12 protein-coding genes and 2 pseudogenes are annotated in these 23,835 nt (G+C 64.2%); 13 read left to right on the plus strand and 1 reads right to left on the minus strand.

The genetic code is table 11. From position 1 onward, the window contains the following. Positions 1-74: 74 nt before the first annotated feature. Together V6M89_RS18565 and V6M89_RS18570 are read left to right on the plus strand one after the other, a co-directional pair. Positions 75-2,774, plus strand: coding sequence for a phosphocholine-specific phospholipase C (locus tag V6M89_RS18565; RefSeq protein WP_332854553.1), 2,700 nt, complete (start codon positions 75-77; stop codon positions 2,772-2,774). Between the two features lie 208 nt (positions 2,775-2,982). Further along, on the plus strand, positions 2,983-4,866 hold the full coding sequence (locus tag V6M89_RS18570; protein ID WP_332854666.1) for a methyl-accepting chemotaxis protein: 1,884 nt from the start codon (positions 2,983-2,985) through the stop codon (positions 4,864-4,866). Positions 4,867-4,894: 28 nt separating this feature from the next. Here V6M89_RS18570 and V6M89_RS18575 read toward each other — a convergent pair whose 3' ends face one another. Next, on the minus strand, positions 4,895-5,176 hold the full coding sequence (locus V6M89_RS18575; RefSeq protein WP_332854554.1) for a hypothetical protein: 282 nt from the start codon (positions 5,174-5,176) through the stop codon (positions 4,895-4,897). Between the two features lie 87 nt (positions 5,177-5,263). Between V6M89_RS18575 and V6M89_RS18580 the strand changes: the two genes are divergently transcribed. The 11 genes and pseudogenes from V6M89_RS18580 (at position 5,264) to V6M89_RS18630 (ending at position 23,830) form a co-directional block, all read left to right on the plus strand. Next, the gene (locus tag V6M89_RS18580; protein ID WP_332854555.1) at positions 5,264-6,433 is read left to right on the plus strand and encodes an MFS transporter; all 1,170 of its coding nucleotides are present in this window, start codon (positions 5,264-5,266) and stop codon (positions 6,431-6,433) included. A 105-nt stretch (positions 6,434-6,538) separates the two neighbouring features. Beyond that, the gene (locus V6M89_RS18585; protein ID WP_332854556.1) at positions 6,539-9,877 is read left to right on the plus strand and encodes a GDSL-type esterase/lipase family protein; all 3,339 of its coding nucleotides are present in this window, start codon (positions 6,539-6,541) and stop codon (positions 9,875-9,877) included. An 84-nt stretch (positions 9,878-9,961) separates the two neighbouring features. Then, entirely contained in the window at positions 9,962-11,188 is a 1,227-nt protein-coding gene (locus tag V6M89_RS18590; RefSeq protein WP_332854557.1) for a XylR family transcriptional regulator, read from the plus strand. 124 nt (positions 11,189-11,312) lie between these two features. Further along, a pseudogene (locus V6M89_RS18595) lies at positions 11,313-12,449 on the plus strand (fumarylacetoacetate hydrolase family protein); the annotation flags it as partial. Between the two features lie 87 nt (positions 12,450-12,536). Next, positions 12,537-13,256: pseudogene (locus tag V6M89_RS18600) on the plus strand (SDR family NAD(P)-dependent oxidoreductase); the annotation flags it as partial. Then, positions 13,253-15,025, plus strand: a complete 1,773-nt coding sequence (locus tag V6M89_RS18605) for an IlvD/Edd family dehydratase (protein ID WP_332854558.1) — start codon at positions 13,253-13,255, stop codon at positions 15,023-15,025. The pseudogene V6M89_RS18600 and the gene V6M89_RS18605, both read left to right, overlap by 4 nt. A 47-nt stretch (positions 15,026-15,072) precedes the next feature. Further along, positions 15,073-16,077 (plus strand): D-xylose ABC transporter substrate-binding protein, encoded by a 1,005-nt coding sequence (xylF, locus tag V6M89_RS18610; RefSeq protein ID WP_332854559.1) that lies wholly within the window; start codon positions 15,073-15,075, stop codon positions 16,075-16,077. Positions 16,078-16,199: 122 nt separating this feature from the next. After that, complete coding sequence (gene xylG, locus V6M89_RS18615) at positions 16,200-17,723, plus strand: D-xylose ABC transporter ATP-binding protein (RefSeq protein WP_332854560.1); 1,524 nt, start codon at positions 16,200-16,202, stop codon at positions 17,721-17,723. 5 nt (positions 17,724-17,728) lie between these two features. Next, positions 17,729-18,871, plus strand: coding sequence for a sugar ABC transporter permease (locus V6M89_RS18620; protein ID WP_332854561.1), 1,143 nt, complete (start codon positions 17,729-17,731; stop codon positions 18,869-18,871). 330 nt (positions 18,872-19,201) lie between these two features. Further along, on the plus strand, positions 19,202-22,162 hold the full coding sequence (locus V6M89_RS18625) for a TonB-dependent receptor (RefSeq protein WP_332854562.1): 2,961 nt from the start codon (positions 19,202-19,204) through the stop codon (positions 22,160-22,162). Positions 22,163-22,183: 21 nt separating this feature from the next. Next, the gene (locus V6M89_RS18630) at positions 22,184-23,830 is read left to right on the plus strand and encodes a GH35 family beta-galactosidase (RefSeq protein ID WP_332854563.1); all 1,647 of its coding nucleotides are present in this window, start codon (positions 22,184-22,186) and stop codon (positions 23,828-23,830) included. Positions 23,831-23,835: the final 5 nt, after the last annotated feature.

Below are 23,835 nucleotides of genomic sequence, written 5' to 3' on the forward strand. Positions count from 1 at the left end.
ATCAGCTATGTGCAACCGTGTTGTCATATTTGCTCGGTATCCTTACCGCTTCCTTGCACACGAGAGCCCAGCCGATGACCATCAGCCGCCGCAAATTCCTCCGCTACGCCGCCGGCGCCGGCGCGACCGCCACTTCCATGTTCCCCGACCTGATCCGTCAGGCGCTGGCGGTGCCCGCCAATAACGTCACCGGCACCCTGGCCGACGTCGAACACGTGGTCATCTTCATGCAGGAGAACCGTTCCTTCGACCATTACTTCGGCACCTTGCCGGGCGTGCGTGGCTTCGACGATCCGCGCGCCATCGATTTGCCGGATGGCCGCCCGGTCTGGTACCAGCCGGACGGTACCGGCGGCTATGTGCTGCCGTTCCACTTCGACGCCAAGAACACCAGCGCGCTGTCGGTCGGCACCAACCACACGTGGAAGGGATCGCAAGCCACCTGGCAGGGCTGGGACGCCTGGGTCAAGCAAAAGACCCCGCAGTCCATGGGTTACTTCGACCGCGGCGACCTGCCGTTCTACTACGCGCTGGCCGACGCCTTCACCATCTGCGACGCCTATCATTGCTCGATATTCGGCGCCACCGATCCGAACCGCATGTACTCGCTCACCGGCAGCAACCAAAGCTGGATGGGTTCGATGGGCAGCCTGTACAACATCAGCGCGGCCGGTTACTACAACGGCGACCCGGCCGGGGACAACGTCACGGCCAGCGTCACCGCCAGCGCGCCCAACTGGCGCACCTACGCCGAAGTGCTGGAGGCGAACCAGGTCAGCTGGAAGGTGTATCAGGAGTGGGACAACTATGGCGACAACTACCTGGCCTACTTCAAGAACTTCCGCGTCAACGCCGACGGTAGTCACCTGAGTCCCAACGCGCCCTTGTACCAGAAGGCGCGCACGTTGGCGCCGGGTTCCACCGCCGCCAACTCCACCGGCACCACGGGCGACTGGCTGGTCAACGCCTTCGCCGACGACGTGCGCAACAACCGCCTGCCGCAGGTGTCGTGGATCTGCGCGCCGAACGACTACACCGAGCACGCGCCCAACTCGCCCAACGCCGGCGAGAACATCACGGCGCGCCTGCTGGCCGCGCTGGTGGCCAATCCGGACGTCTGGTCCAAGACCGTGTTCCTGTTGATGTACGACGAAAACGACGGCTTCTTCGATCACGTGCCGCCGGATATCGCGCCGCTCAACGACGGCATGGGCAAGACCACGCTGGCCGATATCGGCACGCATGAAAACTATCAGGGCGTGCCGGTGGGCTTGGGGCCGCGCGTGCCGATGCTGGTGATTTCGCCGTGGAGCAAGGGCGGCCGCGTGTGCTCGCAGCTGTTCGACCATACGTCCAAGATCCGCTTCCTGGAGGAGTGGCTGGTGGCCGGACGCGGCAAGGCGCGCGCGAACGTGCAGTGCGACTTGATCTCGCCGTGGCGCCGCGCCGTGTGCGGCGACCTGACCTCGGCCTTCGATTTCAGCGCGCCCAACAGCGCCTGGCCTGCCAGCGTGCCGAAGACCGCAGCCTACCAGCGTGTTTCCGGCAAGCCGTATCCGACGCCGCCGGTGGTGCAAGCCCTGCCGAGGCAGGAGCCCAGCACCAGCGGGCCCGGCCCGCGCATCGCCTGCGCGCTGCCGTACGAATTGTCGGTGCAAGGCCGGCTGGCCGGCGCCAAGCAGTTTGAGCTGAGCTTCGCCAACAGCGGCCAGGCCGGTGCGGCTTTCATCGTGTACTCCAGCCTGCGCAGTGACGGCCCGTGGTACTACACGGTCGAAGCGGACAAGGAAATCGCCCACGAAACGTGGAACTGGACCGGCGCCGCCTACGACCTCAGCACGCACGGCGCCAATGGCTATCTGCGTCAGTTCAAAGGTGCGCTGGCCATCGCCGGCGGCGCGCGGCCGGAACTGCAAACCCGCTACGACCGCAGCAACGGCGACATCAGCCTGGTGCTGTCCAATCTGGAAGGCACGCAGGCGTGCAGCTTCACCGTCACCGACAATGCCTACGGCGCGGCGGTGGCCAGCTACACCGTGGCCGCCGGCCAGACCTTGTCGGTGCCTTGCAATCTGTCAGGCAGTTTCGGCTGGTACGATTTCAGCGTCACCAGCAACGCCGATGCGCAATGGCTGCGCCGCGCCGCCGGCCACGTGGAAACCGGACGGGTCAGCCACACCGATCCGATGATAGGCACCAACCGCGTCAAGATCTTTCTCAACACCGGCACGCCCAACGTAACGCGCGGTGGCGCAGCCGTGTTCAGCTACACGGCGCCGCCGGGCAAGATCGATGCGAAGAACTGGATAGGCCTGTACGCGGCCGGCACCTCGCCCGGCAAAGGCAATGCGGTGCAGTGGGCGTATGCGCCCAACTTCAGCGGCAGCGTGTCGCTCAGCACCGGCACGCTGGCGGTGGGCGAGTACAACGCCTGGTATCTGTACCAGAATGGGTTCGTGGCGCTGGGCGGCCCGGTCGCGGTCAGCGTGACCCAGTTGACGGCTTCGGCCGCCAGCGTCAAGCCGGGCGTGGCGATCGTCTTCAACTACGCGCTGCCGGCCGCCAAGGTCAACAGCACCAACTGGATCGGCATCTGGAAGGCGGGCGCGGCGCCGGCCGGCGGCGGCTACATCATGTGGCAGTACGTGACCGCCGCCAGCGGCAGCGCCAGTTTCGATACCAGCAAACTTGCACCTGGCAACTATAGCGCGTGGTGTCTCTACAACGATGGCTACGCCATCCTCGCTGGTCCCGCCAACTTCAGCGTCGCCTGACCTGCGCCGACGCGCATTGCGAGGTGTGGTGAAATCGCACCACACCTCCCGCATCTAATTGATTGACCCCGCCTATTTGCAGGCGGACAATATGTCCCAGTGGCATGCATCCACACCTACCCCCTCACCAGCTGGCATCCACTAGAGCAACTCATAAAATAAGCAGCAACACATAACGTCCTTCTAGGGAGAGATGATGTTTGCAAATATGAAAGTGGCGACCCGTCTGGGTCTGGGTTTTGGCGCAGTTGTAGTTTTGTTGTTGGTGTTATCGGTGGTCAGTACCTTGCGCCTTGCAACGCTGAATGAGGGCATCAGACGGATTACCACAGACCGCTATCCCAAAGTGGTGCTGTCGAAAGATGTGATCAGGTACACGATAGATAATGGCCGTCAACTGCGCAGCATGATGCTTTCCACGAGCGATGACGAGCGCGACAAGTTCCGCCGGCTTGTCGAAACCAACCGCACCAAGGTGGCCGAGGCGCTGGATAAAATGGACAAGCTGATCACCACCGAGAAGGGGCGCGCGCTGTTCAAAGATATCAACAGCAAAGGCGAGGCATTGACCGCAAAGTATGATCAGCTCTATGCCCTGGTCAAGGGCGACCAGAAAAAAGCCATCGACTACTTGAAGAATGATTTCGCTGAAGGCAATAACGCCTACGCCGGTTCGCTGGAGGCGATGGCCAAGTTCCAGGGTGAATTGATGGACAATGAGGCCGCCGCCGCCGACGAGACTTATCTGGAGACGCGCAAGCTGGTCATCTCGCTTTCCATCGTGGCGGTGCTGGCCGCGGTCCTGATCGCGTGGCTGATCACGCGCGACCTCGTCAAGCGCCTCGGCGGTGAGCCCTACTATGCCGCCGAGTTGATGGATCGCGTCGTCAAAGGCGACCTGAGCGCCGACGTCCGCCTCAAGCCCGACGACCGCAGCAGCATGTTGTACTCCATCAGCGAAATGATGCTGAAGATGCGCAAGGTGGTCGACGGCCAGCGCACGCTGGTGGCGGCCGCCAACCGCGGCAATTTCGACGCCCGCGTGGACCTGGCCGGCATGTCGGGCTTCCAGCAGGAGATGGGCGAGAGCCTGAACCAGTTGGCCATCACCACCGGTGCCAGCATCGCCGACGTGGTGCGGGTGATGGGCGCGATGTCCGAAGGCGACCTGACCAAGACCATCGACAAACCCTACGAGGGCGCGTTCGGCGAGCTGAAGGAATTCACCAACAACACGGTGAGCAAGCTGGCCCAGGTGGTCAGCGAAGTGAACAACAGCGCCGAGGCGCTGGCCGCCGCTTCCGAGGAAGTCAGCGCGACCTCGCAGTCGCTGGCGCAGGCGGCCAGCGAGCAGGCCTCCAACGTCGAGGAAACCTCGGCCTCGGTCGAACAGATGACAGCCTCGGTGGCGCAGAACACCGACAACGCCAAGGTCACAGACGCCATGGCCAGCCGTGCCGCGAATGAGGCGAGCGAGGGCGGGGATGCGGTGCGCTCGACGGTGGCTGCCATGAAGCAGATCGCCGCCAAGGTCCTGATCATCGACGATATCGCTTACCAGACCAATCTGCTGGCGCTGAACGCCGCCATCGAGGCCGCGCGCGCGGGCGAGCACGGCAAGGGCTTCGCGGTGGTGGCGGCGGAGGTGCGCAAGCTGGCCGAACGCAGCCAGGTGGCGGCCCAGGAAATCGGCCAGGTGGCCAGCGGCAGCGTGGACCTGGCCGAACGGGCCGGGCAGATGCTGGGCGCGATGGTGCCCAACATTAAAAAGACGTCCGACCTGGTGCAGGAAATCACGGCCGCTTCGGAAGAGCAATCGTCCGGCCTGGCGCAGATTAATTCCGCCATCAGCCAACTGAGCCAGACCACCCAGCAGAACGCGTCCGGATCCGAGGAGCTGGCGGCCACTGCCGAGCAGATGAGCAGCCAGGCGGAGGAGCTTCAGCAGACGATGGGCTTCTTTGTGCTGAACGCTTCCAGCGGGAGGCCGAGCCGGCAGCGGGATGGCGGCAGTCCGGTGCGCATGCGTCCTACCGCCTTGCGCGCCATCGCTGTGGAAGCGCCCGACGAATCGCAGTTTGTCCGCTACTGAACCTGCATGGATGGGGACGGGGCCGCCGCTAGGCGCGTCCCGTCGGGCCGGCCTTGATCGACGCCACGATATCCTGCGCCGCCACTTCCGCGGCCGCGCAGGCCGAGGCCGCGTCCTCAAACTGTTGTATCACCGCTACCCGGTGCTTGCGCTTGACGTTCAGACGATGCATGGGCGTGGCGGACGGCGCGAACACGGCGACGTAGGCGCCCCACAGCTTGCAGCCCTCCAGGCGTTCCGCTGAAATCTCCACTTCATAGTCGTCGATGTACTTGGTCGGCACGGCTATCTCCTTGATGGCTGGCGTCATGCCACCAATGTACGCGCTCCGGACCGGTAATGTCGCGCAGTTTCTGCAATCCTTTACAATCGCGGCACCGCAGACACAAACCCGACCATGACCGATACCAAGAATGTCCGCCGGCGCTCGCTGATCGCCGCTTGCAGCGCCCATGCCATCCATGACGGCCTGACCGATGTGATCTACGTGCTGCTGCCGATCTGGCAGGCGCAATTCGCCATCAGCCTGGCGATGGTGGGCCTGCTGCGCGGCGCCTACTCGGGCATGATGGCGGGCTTCCAGTTGCTGGCCAGCCGCATGGCCAGGCGCTGGGGCCGCGAGCGCATGCTGATAGCCGGCACCGCGCTGGCCGGCATCGCCTACCTGATCGCCGGCCTGGCCGGCGGCCTGACGGTGCTGCTGGTCTCTTTGCTGCTGGGCGGCCTGGGCGCCAGCACCCAGCATCCGCTGGCCTCGTCCATCGTCACCGACACGCACGAGGCGGGCGGCGGCGTGAAGGAGGCGCTGGCCCAATACAACTTCGCCGGCGACATCGGCAAGACGCTGGTGCCGGGCGCGGTCGGCCTGCTGCTGGTGGTGGTGAGCTGGCAGGTCAGCGTGACGCTGATCGGCTGCCTGGGCCTGGCGGCGGCCGCGCTGCTGTGGTGGCTGTTGCCGACGGCGGCCGAGTCGGCGCGCCACCAGGCGGCGTCGCCCAAGGTGGTGGCCGGCAAGGGCTCGGCCAGCGGGCTGCGCGCGCTCATCGCGACCGGTGTGCTCGACAGCGCGGTGCGCATGGGCTTCCTGACCTTTTTACCGTTCCTGTTGCAGAGCAAGGGTGCCGGCACCGCCGGCATCGGCCTGGCCCTGTCGCTGCTGTTTGTCGGCGGCGCGTTCGGCAAGCTGCTGTGCGGCTACCTGGGCGCGCGCATCGGCATGATGAAGACGGTGTGGATCACCGAGTCCGCCACGGCGCTGCTGATCCTGTTGTCGGTGTGGCTGCCGCTGGTGGCGATGATGGCCATGCTGCCCTTGCTGGGGCTGGCGCTGAACGGCACCTCCTCGGTGTTGTACGGCACCGTGCCGGAGCTGGCCGGCGCGGGCAAGCGCGAGCAGGCTTTTGCCCGCTTCTACACCGGCACCATCGGCGGCGGCGCGCTGGCGCCGGTGCTGTTCGGCCGGCTGGGCGATGTGGCCGGCGTGCCGGTCGCGGTGATGGCGCTGGCGGCGCTGTTGTTGTTGACGCTGCCGTTGTCCTACCGCGTGCAAACCTCGCTGGATACCTGAGGCGCCGCCAATATCATTGGCAGCCTTGGTGAATTTCGCAATTGCCGGGCGAGGGGGCAGCTTGCAGAATATACTCACAAGAATTTTTAACTGAGACAGACTCCCATGAACTTTATCCGCTGGCGCCTGGCCTTGTGCCTGGCCGCCTGGTCGGCGTCCGCCCTGGCGGCGCCGGCGCAAGACCTGAATCTCTACGTCGGCAGCCCGCTGCCATCCTGGCACATCACCGCCGCGGACTACGAAGCGCACGTCACGCTGGACGGCGCCAGCGCCGGGATCCCGTCATCGGCCAAGCTGTTGGACCGCCGCGTCAACGTCGGCAAGGATGGCGACGCCCTGGCCATGCACTTCCATTCCTGGTACGCCAGCCTGCGCCTGGAAGGCGGCCAGCCGGTCGATCTGCGGCCCTATCTGGCGCACGGCGTGCTGGCGCTGGATATCAATGTCAAGGAGATGGCGAAAGGTGGCCTCAGCTTCGCGGTCGGCTGCGGCGAGCAGTGCAGCCGCAACGTGCCTTATGTGTTGCCTGCGCGCGCCTTCGCCGGCAAGGGCTGGCAGCACGTGGTGTTGCCGGTCAGCTGCTTCGTGCACGAGGGCGACGATTTGAGCGCCGTCACGCAGCCGTTTACGCTCGACGCCACCGGCATCGGCGAGGTGGCGGTGGCCAATATCAAATACCAGGCCAGCGGCGAGCCCAACGTCAGCTGCCCGGATTACAAGACCGTGTCGGTCACCCCGGACAAGCTGAACGAATCCTGGGCGATCGACTGGTGGACGCCGCGTCACGAGAAGAAGCTGGCCGAAGCGCAGGCGCTGGGCAAGTCGGCCGAAGTCGTGTTCATCGGCGATTCGATCACCGAGGGCTGGGAGAAGAGCGGCGCGCCGGTCTGGGATCGTTACTACAAACAGATGAACGGCCTGGCGCTGGGCTTCGGCGGCGACCGCACCGAGAACGTGCTGTGGCGCCTGCTGCACGGCGAAGTGGACGGCCTCGCGCCCAAGGTGGCGGTGCTGATGTTCGGTACCAACAACACCGGCCATCGCCAGGAAGATCCGCAGACCACCGCCGCCGGCATCCGGCGCAATATCGACGAACTGCGCCAGCGCCTGCCCAACACGAAGATACTGCTGCTGGCGATCTTCCCGCGCGGCGAGAAGCCGGATGACAAGCTCCGTCGGATCAACGAAAAGGTCAACGCCATCATCTCCGGTTTTGCCGACAACCAGCATGTTTTCTACCTCGACATCAACCAGGCATTCCTGGCGGCGGACGGCACGCTGTCGAAGGACGTCATGCCCGACCTGCTGCACCCGAACGAGCTGGGTTACAAGATCTGGGCCAAGGCCATGGCGCCGACGCTGAACAAGCTGATGGGAGGCGAGGCCTACGCGTGGGACAACGTCGCCATCGGCGGCAGCGGCTTCGTTTCCGGCATCGTCACCAGCAAGACCGAGCAGGGCCTGGTCTACCTCCGCACCGACGTCGGCGGCGCCTACCGCTGGGACGGCGCCGGCCGGCGCTGGATACCGTTGCTGGACTGGGTGTCCGACCAGGAGACCGGCTTGCTGGGCGTGGAGTCCATCGCCCTCGATCCGAATGCGCCGGGCAAGGTGTATCTGTCCGCCGGCATCGGCTACCTGAACGGCGGGACCAGCGCGATCCTGAAATCGGTCGACTACGGCCGCACCTTCACCAAGATCGACGTCACCAAGCAGTTCAAGGTGCACGGCAACGGCATGGGACGCGGCAACGGCGAGAAGCTGCAAGTGGATCCGGCCAACGGCAAGATCCTCTACATCGGCACGCGCGCCAACGGCATGTTCAAGAGCCTGGACGAAGGCCTGAGCTGGCAGCATCTGGACGGCCTGCCGGTGGCCGACACCCCCAACAAGAACGGCGTGAGCTTCGTCGTGCTGGACCCGGCCAGCGCGGCCGGCGGCGCCACGCAGCGCATCTTCGCCGGCGTATCGCGCTTTGGTTCGGTGGGCGCCAATCTGTACCTGTCCGGCGACGGCGGCAAGACCTTCGCGCCATTGCGCGGCGGCCCCGCCGCGCTGATGCCGCAGCGCGCGGTGCTGGCCAAGGGCAGCCTGGTGGTGGTCTACGCCAAGGGCGCCGGTCCGTGGGGCGACATGGCGCACGGTGAAGGCATGGAAAAGGGCGCGGTATGGAAGTACGATATCGCGGCCCGCAAATGGAGCGATATCTCGCCGCCGCTGAACCGCGCCTATGCCGGCATCACGGTCGATCCGGGCAACCCGGAGCGCATGATCGTCTCCACCATCGATTACTACCAGCGGCCCGGCGCGATGGGTGACAAGTTTTTTGAAACGCTGGACGGCGGAAAAAGCTGGAAGAGCATCGTCGACCAGGGTGTGCGGATCGATCCCAACGGCGTGAGCTGGATCGCGGGCAGCTTCATCCACTGGACCGCCAGCATCGAGTTCGATCCCTTCGATACGCGCACCGTGATGGTGGTGTCGGGCAACGGCATTTTCAAAACCAACGATATCCACGCCGCACCGGCGGTGTGGAAGTTCGAGGATGCGGGGTTGGAGGAATCGGTGCCGCTGAATATGGTCAGCATTCCCGGCGGCCCGGTCGTTTCGGCCATCGGCGACTACGACGGCTTCCGTCACACCGACGTGAGCCAATACGCGCCCATCCATACGCCGACCATGGGCACCACCTGGGGGCTGGATGTTGCGGCCGCCAATCCGAATGTGCTGGCGCGCGTCGGCAGCGCGATGTATGTGTCGCGCGACATGGGCGTGAGTTGGAAGAAGACCGCCAGCCTGAAGGGCCCGCAGGGGCAGTTGGCCTTGAGCGCGGACGGCAAGGTGATCGTGCACAGCCCGGGAAAATCCTCCGCCAGCTACTACTCCACCGACGGCGGCGACAGCTGGAACGCCGTCAAGGGCCTGAACGGCGCGCGGCCGGTGGCCGATCCGGTCAACGCCGGCAAGTTCTATGCGCTGAGCGGCGCCACCATGCTGGTCAGTACCGATGGCGGCGCCAGTTTCGCGCCAGCGGGCGGCCTGGGTAGCGACAAGGGTTCGAAAGCGGTGCGCGCCGCGCCCGGCAGGGAGGGGGATGTCTGGGTCGCGCTGTATGACGGCGGCCTGGCGCGCTCCACCGACTCCGGCGCCAGCTTCGCCAGGCTCGCCAATGTCGGCTACGCGGCGGCGGTGGGCTTCGGCAAGGCCGCGCCTGGCGCCAACTACCCGGCGGTGTACATCTGGGGCTCGGTGGGCGGCGTGCGCGGCGTGTTCCGCTCCATCGACAGCGGCACCAGCTGGCTGAGGATTAATGACGAGGATCATCAATACGGTGGTCCGGGCGATGCCCAATTCGTTATCGGAGATGCCAATACTTACGGGGTTGTGTATATGAGCACGGCGGGCCGCGGCATAGTGACTGGCAAGCCGATTGTCGCCAAATAGGGACGGGTTCGCCTTTTTCATCGGAACAGGATCGGAAACATGCCACAATACTTGGTGCCGAGATTGAGGTCGTTGAAAATGTCGATGAAGTCCCACCGTATTGCGCTGCTGTTTAACGCGAACAAGATTTTTGACCGCGAAGTGATTGCCGGTATCGCCGCTCACTTGAGCAGCACCCGCGCCTCCTGGGATTTGTTCCTGGAGGAAGACTTCCGCCTGCGCCTGCCCGGCATCGAGCACTGGCAGGGCGACGGCATCATCGCCGATTTCGACGATCCCGCCGTGGCGGCCGCGCTGAGCCGCAGCCGCATCCCGGTGGTGGCGGTGGGCGGCTCCTACGCCGAGGACAGCAGCTATCCGGACGCCGTGCCCTACGTCGCCACCGACAACTTCAAACTGATCAAGATGGCCCACGATCACCTGATCGAGGCCGGCCTGCGCAATTTTGCGATGTTCAGCCTGCCGGAAGCGCAGGAGAACCGCTGGGCGCAGGAGCGCGAGACCGCCTTCCGCACGCTGATGCGCAAGGACAAGATGGAGCCGCAGATCTATCGCGGCCTGGGCACCAGCGCGCCGTCCTGGGACGAGGCGGTGGAGCAGCAGATCAAGTGGCTGCACAGCCTGCCCAAGCCGGTCGGCATCATCGCCGTCACCGACGCCCGCGCGCGCCAGCTGCTGCAGGCCTGCATCATGGCCGGCATCGAGGTGCCGGAGCAGGTGGCGCTGATCGGCATCGACAACGACCCGCTGGCGCGCATGCTGACCCGCATTCCGCTCAGCTCCGTGATCCAGGGCGCGCAGGAGATGGGCCGCACCGCCGCCCACCTGCTGGACCAGATGCTGCACGGCGTGCGCCTGGGCGGCACGCGCATCCTGGTGCCGCCGGTCGGTATCAACGTGCTGACCTCGACCCGCCACGAAGCGCCCAAGCACCCGCACGTGATGCGGGCGCGCCACTTCATCCGCCAGTACGCCTGCCAGGGCATCAAGACGCACCAGGTGGCGGAGTACGTGGGCATTTCGCGCTCGTCGCTGGAATCCTACTTCCGCCAGGAGCTCGATTGCAGCGTGCACGATGTGATCCTGCGCTTCAAGCTCGATGCCGCCACCGAGATCCTGGCGCGCGGGGAGCGCAGCATCGCCGACGTGGCGCTCAGCTGCGGCTTTACGTCGGTGCAGTACATGCACGCGGTGTTCAAGCGGGAGCTGGGCTGCACGCCGCGCGCCTACCAGGACCGCGCCATGCAGGGTCGCGCCGTTGAGAAAAACGACGACGCCGCCGCCGTGCCCGACCTGCGCAGCGTCGCCTGAGCGGCGGACGCGTAAAACATGACCGTGATTGGTGAGTTTCATAATTGCCGTCACTGGGGAATCGGGTCAAAATCCTCCACGCAGTTTGCTTGCCAGCTTGGAGAGAGAGACCTTGGAAAATAATATGAAAACGATGCTGCCCGACGATATCGAACGGGCGGTTCTGGTGGGCCGCGTCTGGCGCAATGGCGTCATCGACGGGCCTTGCGTGGTGGCCGTCCGCAACGGCGAGGTGTTCGACATCACCGGCCACGCCCCCACCATGTCCGACCTGCTGGAGCGCGACGATGTCCTCGACATCGCCCGCAGCGCACCCGGCGAATCGCTGGGCAGCGTGCGGCAGTTGATGGCGCATGCGCTGGACAGCACCGCCTTCGCCGGCACCCCGCGCTTGCTGGCGCCGTGCGACCTGCAAGCGATCAAGGCCTGCGGCGTCACCTTCGCCGTCAGCCTGCTGGAGCGCGTGATCGAAGAGCAGGCCGGTGGCGACGCCTCCCGCGCCAGCACGCTGCGCGCGGAGATCCAGACCATCATCGGTTCCGATCTGTCGGCCATCCGTCCCGGCTCGCCGGAAGCGGCGCGTCTGAAGGCGGACCTGATCAAGCGCGGACTCTGGTCGCCCTACATGGAAGTGGGCATCGGCCCGGACGCCGAGGTGTTCTCCAAGTCGCAGCCCATGTCGGCGGTGGGGCAGGGCGCGGACGTCGGCCTGCATCCCGATTCGAAATGGAACAACCCGGAACCGGAGATCGTCCTGGCCGTCAACAGCCAGGCACGCGTGCTGGGCGCCACCCTGGGCAACGACGTCAACCTGCGCGACATCGAAGGCCGCAGCGCGCTGTTGCTGGGCAAGGCCAAGGACAACAACGGCTCCTGCGCCATCGGCCCGTTCATCCGCCTGTTCGACGAACACTTCACCATCGATACCATTCGCAACGCGGAAGTGAGCATGCTGATCGAAGGCCTGGACGACGGCTTCCACCTGGCCGGCGCCAGCCGCATGCGCGAAATCAGCCGCGATCCGCTCGACCTGGTGAGCCAGGTCTGCGGCCGCCATCATCAATACCCGGACGGCTTCATGCTCTTCCTCGGCACGATGTTCTCGCCGATCAAGGACCGCGACGCGGCCGGAAGCGGCTTCACGCACCACCTGGGCGACCGTGTCAGCATCTCGACGCCGTCGTTGGGTACCTTGGTCAACCACGTGCAACGCAGCGACACCATCGCGCCATGGACGTTTGGCGTGCGGGCCTTGCTGGCACGGGCGCGCGGCGCGGCTGCGGTGCGCACTGCGCCTGCCCTGCAGACCAGGGTGCAGCAGGCGATCTATCCCAGCCTGGCCGGCAAGCGCGTGGTCATCACCGGCGGCGGCAGCGGCATCGGCGCGGGCATGGTGGAGGCGTTTGCGCAGCAGGGCGCGCAGGTGCACTTCCTCGACATCGCCGAAGAAGACTCGCTGGCGCTGCAAGGCCGCCTGTCGACACAGGCGGTACCGCCGACCTTCGTGCGCTGCGACCTGACCGATCTCGATGCGCTGGCTGCGGCCTTCGACCGCATCGGCCAGGTCGATGTACTGATCAACAACGCCGCCAACGACGACCGCCACAAGCTGGCCGACGTCAGCCCGGAATACTGGGACGAGCGCATGGCCGTCAACCTGCGGCACCAGTACTTCTGCGCCAAGGCTGTCGCCGTCGGCATGCGGCAGCGCGGCGGTGGCGTGATCCTGAACTTCGGTTCGATCTCGTGGCACCTGGCGCTGCCGGAACTGACCCTGTACATGACGGCCAAAGCCGCCATCGAGGGCATGACGCGCGGCCTGGCGCGCGACCTCGGTCCGGACAACGTCCGCGTCAACTGCATCATCCCCGGCGCGGTGCGTACGCCGCGCCAGGAAGCCTTGTGGCATACGCCGGAAGAGGAAGCGCGCATCCTGGCCGGCCAATGCCTGCCGCAGCGCGTGCAGGTGGACGACGTGGCCGCGTTGGCGCTGTTCCTGGCCTCCGACAACGCCGGCCGCTGCACCGGGCGCGATTACTTCGTCGACGCGGGCTGGTACGGCGCATGAGTACCGCACGCCGCTACCGCTCGCAGGATTGGTTCGACAATCCCGACCACATCGACATGACGGCGCTGTACCTGGAGCGCTTCATGAACTACGGGATCACGCCGGAAGAGCTGCGCTCCGGCCGTCCCATCATCGGCATCGCGCAGAGCGGCAGCGACATCAGCCCCTGCAACCGCATCCACCTGGAGCTGGCCAAGCGCGTGCGCGACGGCATCCGCGATGCGGGCGGCATCGCGATGGAGTTCCCGCTGCATCCGATTTTTGAAAACTGCCGCCGTCCGACCGCCGCCATCGACCGCAACCTGGCCTATCTCGGGTTGGTGGAAATCCTGCACGGCTATCCGATCGACGCCGTGGTGCTGACCACCGGCTGCGACAAGACCACGCCGGCGCAGCTGATGGCCGCATCGACGGTGGACATTCCCGCCATCGTGCTGTCCGGCGGGCCGATGCTGGACGGCTGGTTCGAAGGCGAACTGGCGGGTTCCGGCACCGCGATCTGGAAGGGCCGCCGCCAGCTGGCCGCCGGTGAGATCGACAATGAAAAATTCCTGCAGATCGCCGCCGCTTCGGCGCCGTCTGCGGGGCACTGCAACACCATGGGCACCGCCTCCACCATGAACGCGATGGCCGAGGCTCTGGGCATGTCGCTGACCGGCTGCTCGGCGATCCCCGCGCCGTACCGCGAACGGGGCCAGATGGCGTATGAAACCGGCAGGCGCATCGTCGAGATGGCGCGGCTGGATATCAAGCCGTCCAGCATCCTGAACCGCGAGGCCTTCCTCGATGCGATCGTGGTCAACGCCGCCATCGGCGGCTCCACCAACGCCCAGCAGCACATCATGGCGATGGCGCGCCACGCCGGCGTCGAACTGCATTCGAGCGACTGGATGGAGTACGGCCATGCCGTGCCGCTGCTGCTGAACATGCAGCCGGCCGGTAAGTTCCTCGGCGAGCGTTTCCATCGCGCCGGCGGCGTGCCGGCCATCATGTGGGAGCTGGAGCAGCAGGGCATGCTGCGCTCGGACCGTCCTACTGTCACCGGCCGCAGCATGCGCGACAACCTGGCCGGCCGCGAGACGAATGACCGCGAAGTGATCTACGCCTTCGATCAGCCGTTGAAGAAGGATGCGGGCTTCTTTGTCCTGAAGGGCAATCTGTTTGACTTCGCTATCATGAAAACCAGCGTGATTTCGGACGCCTTCCGCGCCCGCTATCTGAGCACGCCGGGCAGCGAGAATATCTTCGAATGCCGTGCCATCGTGTTCGACGGCTCCGGCGATTACCACGCCCGCATCAACGATCCGGCGCTGAACATCGACGAGGATTGCATGCTGGTGATACGCGGCGCCGGTCCGATAGGCTGGCCGGGGTCGGCCGAAGTGGTCAACATGCAGCCGCCCGATGCACTGGTCAAACGCGGCATCAACGCGCTGCCGACGCTGGGCGACGGCCGCCAGTCCGGCACCTCGGACAGCCCGTCGATACTGAACGCATCGCCGGAGAGTGCGGTCGGCGGCGGCCTTGCCTGGCTGCGTACCGGCGACCGTATTCGCGTCGATTTGAACGCCGGCCGCTGCGATGTGCAGGTCGGCGAGGCGGAGTGGGAGGAGCGCAAGAAGGAGGGCATTCCGGCCATCCCCGCCAGCCAGACGCCGTGGCAGGAAATCTACCGCAGCACCGTTGGGCAAATGGAAAACGGCGCTTGCATGGAACTGGCTGTACCATATCGCGGAGTGGCCAATAATCAGGCGCGCCATAATCATTAGTGAACTAGTTGGACAAAGATCCACCGAACAAACAGGAGACCGTAACAATGAAGAAATTACTGAGCGCGGCGGCAGTCGCCGTCATGCTGGTGTGCGCCGGCGGGAACGCCATGGCCGACGCCAAGAACCCTAAAATCGGCTTTTCGATCGACGATCTGCGGCTGGAACGCTGGGCGCGCGACCGCGATTACTTCGTCGCCGCCGCCGAGCAGCAGGGCGCCAAGGTCTTTGTGCAGTCGGCCGACGCCAGCGAGCAGCGCCAGATCGCCCAGATCGAGAATCTGATTTCGCGCGGTGTCGATGTGCTGGTGATCGTGCCTTACAACGCCACGGTGCTGAACAACGCGGTGCGCGAAGCGAAGAAGGCCAAGATCAAGGTGGTCTCCTACGACCGCTTGATCCTCAACGCCGACATCGACGCCTACATCTCCTTCGATAACAAGTTGGTCGGCGAGATGCAGGCGCAGGGTGTGGTGGCGGTCAAGCCCAAGGGTAACTTCTACCTGCTGGGCGGTGCGCCGACCGACAACAACGCCAAGATGCTGCGCGAAGGCCAGCTCAAGGTGCTGCAGCCGTTGATCGACAAGGGTGACATCAAGGTCGTTGGCAAGCAGTGGGTCAAGGATTGGAATCCTGCCGAGGCCATGTCCATCGTTGAGAATGCGCTGACGGCCAACGGCAACAAGCTCGATGCGGTGGTGGCGTCGAACGATGCGACCGCCGGCGGCGCGATCCAGGCGCTGGCTTCGCAGAAGCTCGATGGCAAGGTGGCCGTGTCCGGGCAGGATGCGGATCTGGCGGCGGTGCGGCGCGTGATCGCCGGTTCGCAGACGATGACGGTGTACAAACCGTTGAAGTTGATCGCTTCGGAAGCGGCCAAGCTGTCGATCCAGCTGGTGCGGAATGAGAAGCCGGCTTACAACGCCGAGTATCAGAACGGCTTCAAGCAGGTCAGCACGCTGCTGCTGAAACCTACCATGCTGACCAAGGCGAATATCGACCTGGTGGTCACCGATGGTTTCTACACCAAGGCCCAGCTCGCGGCTAAATAATCGTACTGGCGGGGATGCGTTCCATGGGTTCCCGCCTGCGCGGGAACGACGGTCATTCCCGCGAAAGCGGGAATCCATGCTGAGCATGCGTTCCCCGCACTTCACCCTCTGCGAGAACCTGTATGTCCGGCTATTTGCTAGAAATGAAGGGCATCGTCAAGAAATTCGGCGGTGTCCCCGCGCTCGACGGCATCGACCTGCAAGTCAGGCCCGGCGAGTGCATCGGTTTGTGCGGCGAGAATGGCGCCGGCAAATCGACCCTGATGAAAGTACTGTCCGCCGTCTACCCGCACGGCACCTGGGACGGCGAGATCCTGATGGACGGCCAGCCGTTGAAGGCGCAATCGATACGCGAAAGCGAAGCGGCCGGCATCGTCATCATCCACCAGGAGCTGATGCTGGTGCCCGAATTGTCTGTGACGGAGAATCTCTTCCTCGGCAATGAGATCACGCTGCCCGGCGGCCGCATGGACTACCCGGCCATGAACCAACGCGCCGAAACGCTGCTCAAGGAGCTCAAGCTCAACGACGTCAACGTGGTGCTGCCGGTGATGAACTACGGCGGCGGCCATCAGCAACTGATCGAGATCGCCAAGGCGCTCAACAAGAATGCGCGCCTGCTGATCCTGGACGAACCATCGTCGTCGCTGACGGCGTCGGAGATCGAAGTACTGCTCGACATCATTCGCGGCCTGAAAGCCAAGGGCGTGGCCTGCGTCTACATCTCGCACAAGCTCGATGAAGTGGAAGCGATTTGCGACACCATCGTCGTCATCCGCGACGGCAAGCATATCGCCACCACGCCGATGCAGCAGATGGACGTGCGGCAGATCATCGCGCAGATGGTGGGGCGCGAGATGAACCAGCTGTATCCAAAACTGGAGCGCACGCAGGGCGAGGTGATGTTCGAAGCCCGCAACGTGGTGTGCTACGACACCGAGAAACCGGACCGCAGGAAGGTGGACAACGTCTCCTTCACGCTGCGCCGGGGCGAGATCCTCGGCATCGCCGGTCTGGTGGGGGCGGGGCGCACGGAGCTGGTGTCCGCGCTGTTCGGCGCCTACAACGGCCGCTGCGAGGCCGAGGTGTGGCTCAACGGCGAGAAGATCGATACCCGAACTCCGCTAAAGGCCATCCGCGCCGGGCTGGCGCTGGTGCCGGAGGACCGCAAGCAGCACGGCATCATCCGCGACCTGGACGTGGGCCAGAACATCACGCTGTCGGTGCTGGGCCGCTACGCGCGCTTCACCCGCATCGACCGCGAGGCCGAGCTGAAAACCGTCAGCGAGGAAATCGCGCGGCTAGGCCTGAAGACTGCCAGTCCCTTCCTGCCGATTACCTCGCTCTCCGGCGGCAACCAGCAGAAGGCGGTGCTGTCCAAGATGCTGCTGACGCGGCCCAAGGTGCTGATACTCGACGAGCCCACGCGCGGCGTGGACGTCGGCGCCAAGTACGAGATCTACAAGCTGATGCTGGAACTGGCCAGTCAGGGCGTGTCCATCATCATGGTGTCGTCGGAGCTGGCCGAAGTGCTGGGCGTGTCCGACCGCGTGCTGGTGATGGGCGAAGGCCGGCTGCGCGGAGACTTCATCAACCAGGACCTGACCCAGGAAATGCTGCTGTCGGCGGCGCTCGATCATTTATAGTGACCATGCATACCAACAAACTCAAACAACTGTTCACGCAGTATAAAATCCTCGCGCTGCTGATCGCCATCGCCATCATCTGGAGCTTCTTCAGCTGGAAGACGGACGGCGGCTTCATCTCGGCGCGCAACCTGTCCAACCTGATGCGACAGATGTCGGTGACCGGCGTGGTCGCCTGCGGCATGGCCTTCGTCATCATCTCCGGCGAGATCGACCTGTCGGTAGGTTCGCTGCTAGGCCTGCTGGGCGGCGTGGCGGCGGTGCTCGACGTGACGCACCACATGCCGCTGCCCGTGACGGTGGCGGCGGTGCTGGCCTGCGGCCTGCTGCTTGGCCTGTTCAACGGCTACCTGACGGCGTATGCGGGCATACCGTCCTTCATCGTGGGCCTGGGCGGCATGCTGGCGTATCGCGGCATCGTGCTGGGCGTGACGGACGGCGTGACGGTGGCGCCGGTGTCGGAAGCGATGGTGCAGGTGGGGCAGGGCTATCTGTCGCCGGAACTGGGCGTGACGCTGGGCGTGGTGCTGTTCGCGCTGGCCGCCGTGCTGACCTGGCGCCAGCGCCTGAACCTGGGCCGCCACGGCTTGCCGGTGCCGCCGATGTGGCGCGACGGCGTGCGCCTGGCCGCCATCGGCGCCGTGCTGTTCGCCTTCGTGCGGACCCTGAACAGCTATGAGGGCATACCGCTGCCGGTGCTGCTGTTGCTGGTGCTGCTGGGCGTCTTCAGCTACGTCGCCACGCAGACCGTGTTCGGCCGCCGCATCTACGCGGTGGGCAGCAATATGGAGGCGACCCGCCTGTCCGGCGTGAACGTGCAGGCGGTGAAGCTGTGGATCTTCGGGATCATGGGCCTGATGTGCGCCCTGGCTGGCCTGGTCAACACGGCGCGGCTGGCGGCCGGTTCGCCGTCGGCCGGCACCTCGGGCGAGCTGGATGCGATCGCGGCCTGCTTCATCGGCGGCACTTCGATGCGCGGCGGCTCCGGCACCGTGTACGGCGCCCTGATCGGCGCGCTGGTGATGGCCAGCCTGGATAACGGCATGTCCATGCTGGATGTGGACACCTACTGGCAGATGATCGTCAAGGGCTGCATCCTGACGCTGGCGGTCTGGGTTGACGTGGCCACGCGTTCCAGCCGTCGTTGATGTTTTTCGCGCGGCCTGCAACGCCAGGCCGCGCCGCTTCAGCCGCTACGTTGTCTGATCGACGCTACGCTTGCTGATTATCATTCTCCCGCTTGGTGAATTTCGCAATTGCGGCCAGTTGGCGTAACTTGCAAAATGGTCTCATAACATCGGATGACCTGGCACCCCGCCAGTAAGCCATCACGATAAAAAAACCAAAAGCGAGACACTATCAAATGACGATGACAACTCTGCGCTATTCAGCGCCTGCGGGCCCGCTCGCCTGACAAAAACACCCATAACAGACGGCCAAAGAGCCATAAAAAATTCGTATAACTCCGGAGATGATAGATGAAACAGTTTAAGAAAACAGCGATCGCGTTGGGCCTGGCCCAGATGGCATCCATGTCGGGCGTAGCGTTCGCACAAACCACCCCTACCGATACCGGTGCGACGGTGGTGGTGACCGGCCAGCGCGCAGCGCTGCAATCGGCGCAGAAGATCAAACAGAATTCCGATGAAATCGTTGATTCCATCGTCGCCGACGATATCGGCAAGCTGCCGGACCGCTCGGTGACGGAAGTGTTGCAGCGCATCGTGGGCGTGACCATCGACCGCACCATGTCCAAGGGCGACCCGGAGCACTTCTCGGTTGAAGGCTCGGGTGTATCGATCCGCGGCTTGAGCTATGTGCGCTCCGAGCTGAATGGCCGCGATTCGTTCTCCGCCAACGGCGGCCGTTCGCTGAACTTCGAAGACGTGCCGCCGGAGCTGGTGGCTGGCGTCGACATCTACAAGAACCCGTCGGCCGAGCAGATCGAGGGCGCCGTCGGCGGCCTGGTGAACCTGCGTACCGCGATGCCGTTCGATTACAAAGGCTTCAAGGCCGCCGTTTCGGCCGACCGTACCTGGTCGGAACTGAAGAAGGGCAAGACCTCGCCATCGTATTCCGGCCTGGTGTCCAACCGCTGGAAAACCCCGGTCGGTGAAATCGGCGCGCTGCTCGATCTGGCCTACTCGGAAAGCGCTACCCGCACCGACGCCTTCCAGGTCGAGCCTTACTATCCGATGAAAGACGCAAACGGCAATTCGGTCTACGCACCGAAGGGCGCTCAATGGCGCACGCTGGAATTCAACCGCAAGCGCGAGGGCGCCTATGGCGCGCTGCAATGGAAGAAGGATGATTGGTCCAGTTCCCTGACCTACTTCAAATCGAAATATGAGATGACCTGGGACGAGCAGGCGATCTTCGCGCAATCGAGCCCGTACAACATCCGCCTCTCCCCGAATTCGACCTTTAATTCGCAAGGCGCGCTGCTGACCGGAACGCTGACCGATTCCTCCGGCGCCGGCATCAATTTCGGTGACGATACCCGCGGCGCCAACCGCAAGTCCGACACCACCGACCTGTCGTGGAACCTGCGCTGGCGGCATGACAGCTGGACCGTCACCACCGATGTGCAGCACATCAAGGCCAAGACCAACAGCCTCGATTCCACCGTGGCGACCGGCGTGCAGATGCCGAAGGAGCAGCTGGACCTGACCGGCAGCGTGCCTAAGCTGATCTTCAGTGACGCGGACCGTGCCTACCTGGCGAATCCGAACAACTACTACTGGGCGTTCACCATGGAACACCTGGACCAGAGCAAGGCCAATGAAACCGCATGGAAGACCGACGTCAAGTACGACTTCGATCATCCGGTGCTGCGCGACGTGCGCTTCGGCGTGCGCCTGACGGATCGCTCGGCGACCACGGTGAAATCCAATCCCGACTACAACTGGTCGCCTATCACCCAGCCATGGCAGGGCGAGATTTCGCACCTGGCCTACCTGGGCGATCCTCGCTTCGCCGGCAACACCAATCTGCATAGCTTCAATAACTTCTTCAACGGCGGCGTCTCCGTACCGTCGGTGGTGTTCCCGAACGCCTCGCTGGCACAGGGCTACCCAAGCAGCTATGCCGCGCTGCATACCTACCACGACATCCTGTGCGCGGAAAAAGGCAACACCTGCTCGCCATGGACGCCGGCCTCCTTCGGCACCGATCCCGCCGGCTCCAACGAGCAGACGGAAAAGACCAAGGCGCTGTATGGCCAGCTGCGCTTCGGCTGGGACAAGCTGAAGTATCCGGTGGACGGCAACATCGGCTTGCGTTACGTACAAACCGATTCGACCGCGCACGGTTACACCGTCTTCACGTCGACCGCACCGACCGGCGCCACCCAGGGCATACCGATTCCGGTCATCGCACCATTCGCGAAGGCTCAGGATTTCGACAACTCGTACCACAATTTCCTGCCTAGCCTGAACCTGCGCCTGAAGGCATCCGACGCGCTGCAGTTCCGCTTTGCCGCGTCGTCGGCGTTGTCCCGTCCCGACTTCAGCCAGCTGCAGGCTTATACCTCGCTGTCGCAGACGGCCGATACCTTGACTGCCAACGGCGTCACCACCGTCCGCAGTTTGAACCAGAGCGGCACCGGGGCGGGTAATCCCAATCTGCGTCCAACCACCTCCAAGCAGGTCGATTTGACGATGGAGTGGTACTTCGCGCCGACCGGTTCATTCACCGCAGCTGTGTTCAACAAGAGCCTGAAAGACATCATCATCAACCAGGTGTACAACTACCAGTTGACCGATTCTACCGGCAAGGCACAGAACTTCACCGTGACAGGTCCGGTCAACGGCGCCAAAGGCCATGCGCGCGGCGTGGAGCTGGCCTTCCAGCAGTACTTCGACAAGCTGCCTGGCGCATTGTCCGGCCTTGGCATGCAGGCCAACTTCACCTTCGTCGACAGCAAGCGCGATCTGTATAACCCGGTGTACTCGAAGTACTGCACCGGTGGCGACAGCGCCGCCAACGTCAACCTGAACCTGAACGGCTGCGACACCAACGGCACCACCTTCGGCAACCTGCCGTTGGAGAACCTGTCGCGTCAATCGTACAATCTGGCGCTGCTGTATGACAAAGGCCCGGTGTCGGCACGACTGGCGTACAACTGGCGCTCCAAGTCGCTGCAAGGCGTGAACGTCAACGGCACCAAGGGCGGGGATGGCCTGGATAGCAACCCAGCCAGCCCGACCTTCGGCCAGACCAATGTCGCCTGGGCGCTGCCTACCTGGTCGGATTCGTACGGCCAGCTGGATGCGTCGGTGTTCTACAAACTCACCGACAAGGTGCAGCTCGGCCTGGAAGCGCAGAACCTGACCGATTCGACCTACAAGCAGCTGATGCAGCAAAATATCGGGATGATGGGCCGTGCGTGGTTCAAGACCGGCCGCCGGGTGGTGGCGAAATTGAGCTACGACTTCTAAACTACGAAAGGCTTGGACCAGATGAAGCATACCGCCCGCCAGCTTGTTTCCGTTTTGAGTTTCGCGGCCTTGGCCGCAGCTGGCGCGGCGGCAGCCGATCTGCCGCGGCTTGTGAAGAAGGACGGCCGCCACGCCCTGATGGTCGATGGCGCGCCGTTTGTGATGTTCGGCGCACAGGTGCACAACTCCAGCAATTATCCGCTGGCCTTGAGCAAGGTGTGGCCGGCCATCAAAGACATGAACGCCAACACCGTTGAGATTCCCGTGGCGTGGGAGCAGATCGAACCGGTCGAAGGCAAGTTCGATTTCAGTTATGTCGACACCTTGCTGGCGCAAGCGCGCCAGCACAAGGTGCGCCTGGTGCTGCTGTGGTTTGGCACCTGGAAGAACACCGGCCCGCAGTACACGCCGGAGTGGGTCAAGTTCGACAATAAGCGCTTCCCGCGCATGCTGGACAAGGACGGCAAGTCGATCTACTGCTTGTCGCCCAACAGCGAGGAAACCATGAAGGCCGACAGGAAGGCCTTTGTCGCGCTGATGGAACACATCAAGAAGGCCGATGCGGCGCAACGCACCGTCATCATGATGCAGGTCGAGAACGAAGTCGGCACCTACGGCTTCGCGCGCGACTTCGCGCCCAAGGCGCAGGCCGCGTTCGAGCAGAACGTGCCGCAGGCGGTGCTGGATCATAAGAAATCGCCGGTGCCGCTGGCGGCCAGCGGCAGCTGGAAGCAGGTCTACGGCGACTACGCCGACGAATACTTCCATGCCTATTCCATCGCCAGCTATATCGAGGAAATCGCCAAGGCCGGCCGCGCCGTCTACAACCTGCCGATGTACGTGAACAACGCGCTGCGCGATCCGCTGGAGTCGCCGGTGATGCCGTGGAAGGGCAACTTCGCCAGCGGCGGCCCAACCTTCGACGTGATCGATATCTACAAGGCGGCCGCCCCGCACATCGACATCGCGGCGCCGGACGTCTACGCGCCGGAGTCGGATAAATTCCATGCCACACTGGACCGCTTCCAGCGCGCCGACAATGCACTGATGCTGCCGGAGATGAGCAACGCTGCACAGTATGTGCGCTATGCCTACCTGGTGCTGGGCCGTGGCTCGCTGGCTTTCTCGCCGTTCGGTATCGACTACGCGGATTACAGCAATTTCCCGCTGGGCGCCAAGGCCACCGACAAGACGATGGTGGCGCCGTTCGGAAAAATCTTTGCAGCCTTCCGGCCGATGGAACGGCAGTGGGCCAAGTGGGCCTTTGAAGGCCGCACCCACGGCATGGCGGAAGGCGACGACCGCAAGCCCCAGACCGTCGCGCTGAAGAACTGGACGGCCACCGTCAGCTTCCGGCTGTGGCAGTTCGGCGATGCGGAGTGGCTGGCCAAGGTCAAGGACCTGCCGGCGGACACCGAGCAGCCCAATGGTGGCGCATCGATCGCGCAGATCGGCGACAACGAATTTATCGTAGTGGGGCAGCACGCTCGCGTGAGCTTCGCCAGCAGCGACGGCAAGCCGTCCATGCTGGCGCGTGTGGAGGAAGGGCATTACGACCCATCCGGAAAATGGATCATGGAGCGCAACTGGAACGGCGACCAGACAGATTACGGCTTGAACCTGACCGGCAATCCGGTGGTTCTCAAGGTTAGACTTGGTACATACTAAAAAAT

Origin of the sequence: Duganella sp. S19_KUP01_CR8, assembly GCF_036688705.1 — a bacterium.
Taxonomy (GTDB): domain Bacteria; phylum Pseudomonadota; class Gammaproteobacteria; order Burkholderiales; family Burkholderiaceae_D; genus Rugamonas.

Bases quoted from the DNA above. Each gene is read 5' to 3' on its own strand.
- V6M89_RS18605 (WP_332854558.1), top strand. From the start codon at position 13,253: ATGAGTACCGCACGCCGCTACCGCTCGCAGGATTGGTTCGACAATCCC.
- V6M89_RS18565 (WP_332854553.1), top strand. From the start codon at position 75: ATGACCATCAGCCGCCGCAAATTCCTCCGCTACGCCGCCGGCGCCGGC.
- V6M89_RS18630 (WP_332854563.1), top strand. From the start codon at position 22,184: ATGAAGCATACCGCCCGCCAGCTTGTTTCCGTTTTGAGTTTCGCGGCC.
- xylF (WP_332854559.1), top strand. From the start codon at position 15,073: ATGAAGAAATTACTGAGCGCGGCGGCAGTCGCCGTCATGCTGGTGTGC.
- xylG (WP_332854560.1), top strand. From the start codon at position 16,200: ATGTCCGGCTATTTGCTAGAAATGAAGGGCATCGTCAAGAAATTCGGC.
- V6M89_RS18570 (WP_332854666.1), top strand. From the start codon at position 2,983: ATGAAAGTGGCGACCCGTCTGGGTCTGGGTTTTGGCGCAGTTGTAGTT.
- V6M89_RS18585 (WP_332854556.1), top strand. From the start codon at position 6,539: ATGAACTTTATCCGCTGGCGCCTGGCCTTGTGCCTGGCCGCCTGGTCG.
- V6M89_RS18580 (WP_332854555.1), top strand. From the start codon at position 5,264: ATGACCGATACCAAGAATGTCCGCCGGCGCTCGCTGATCGCCGCTTGC.
- V6M89_RS18625 (WP_332854562.1), top strand. From the start codon at position 19,202: ATGAAACAGTTTAAGAAAACAGCGATCGCGTTGGGCCTGGCCCAGATG.
- V6M89_RS18590 (WP_332854557.1), top strand. From the start codon at position 9,962: ATGAAGTCCCACCGTATTGCGCTGCTGTTTAACGCGAACAAGATTTTT.
- V6M89_RS18575 (WP_332854554.1), bottom strand. From the start codon at position 5,176: ATGACGCCAGCCATCAAGGAGATAGCCGTGCCGACCAAGTACATCGAC.
- V6M89_RS18620 (WP_332854561.1), top strand. From the start codon at position 17,729: ATGCATACCAACAAACTCAAACAACTGTTCACGCAGTATAAAATCCTC.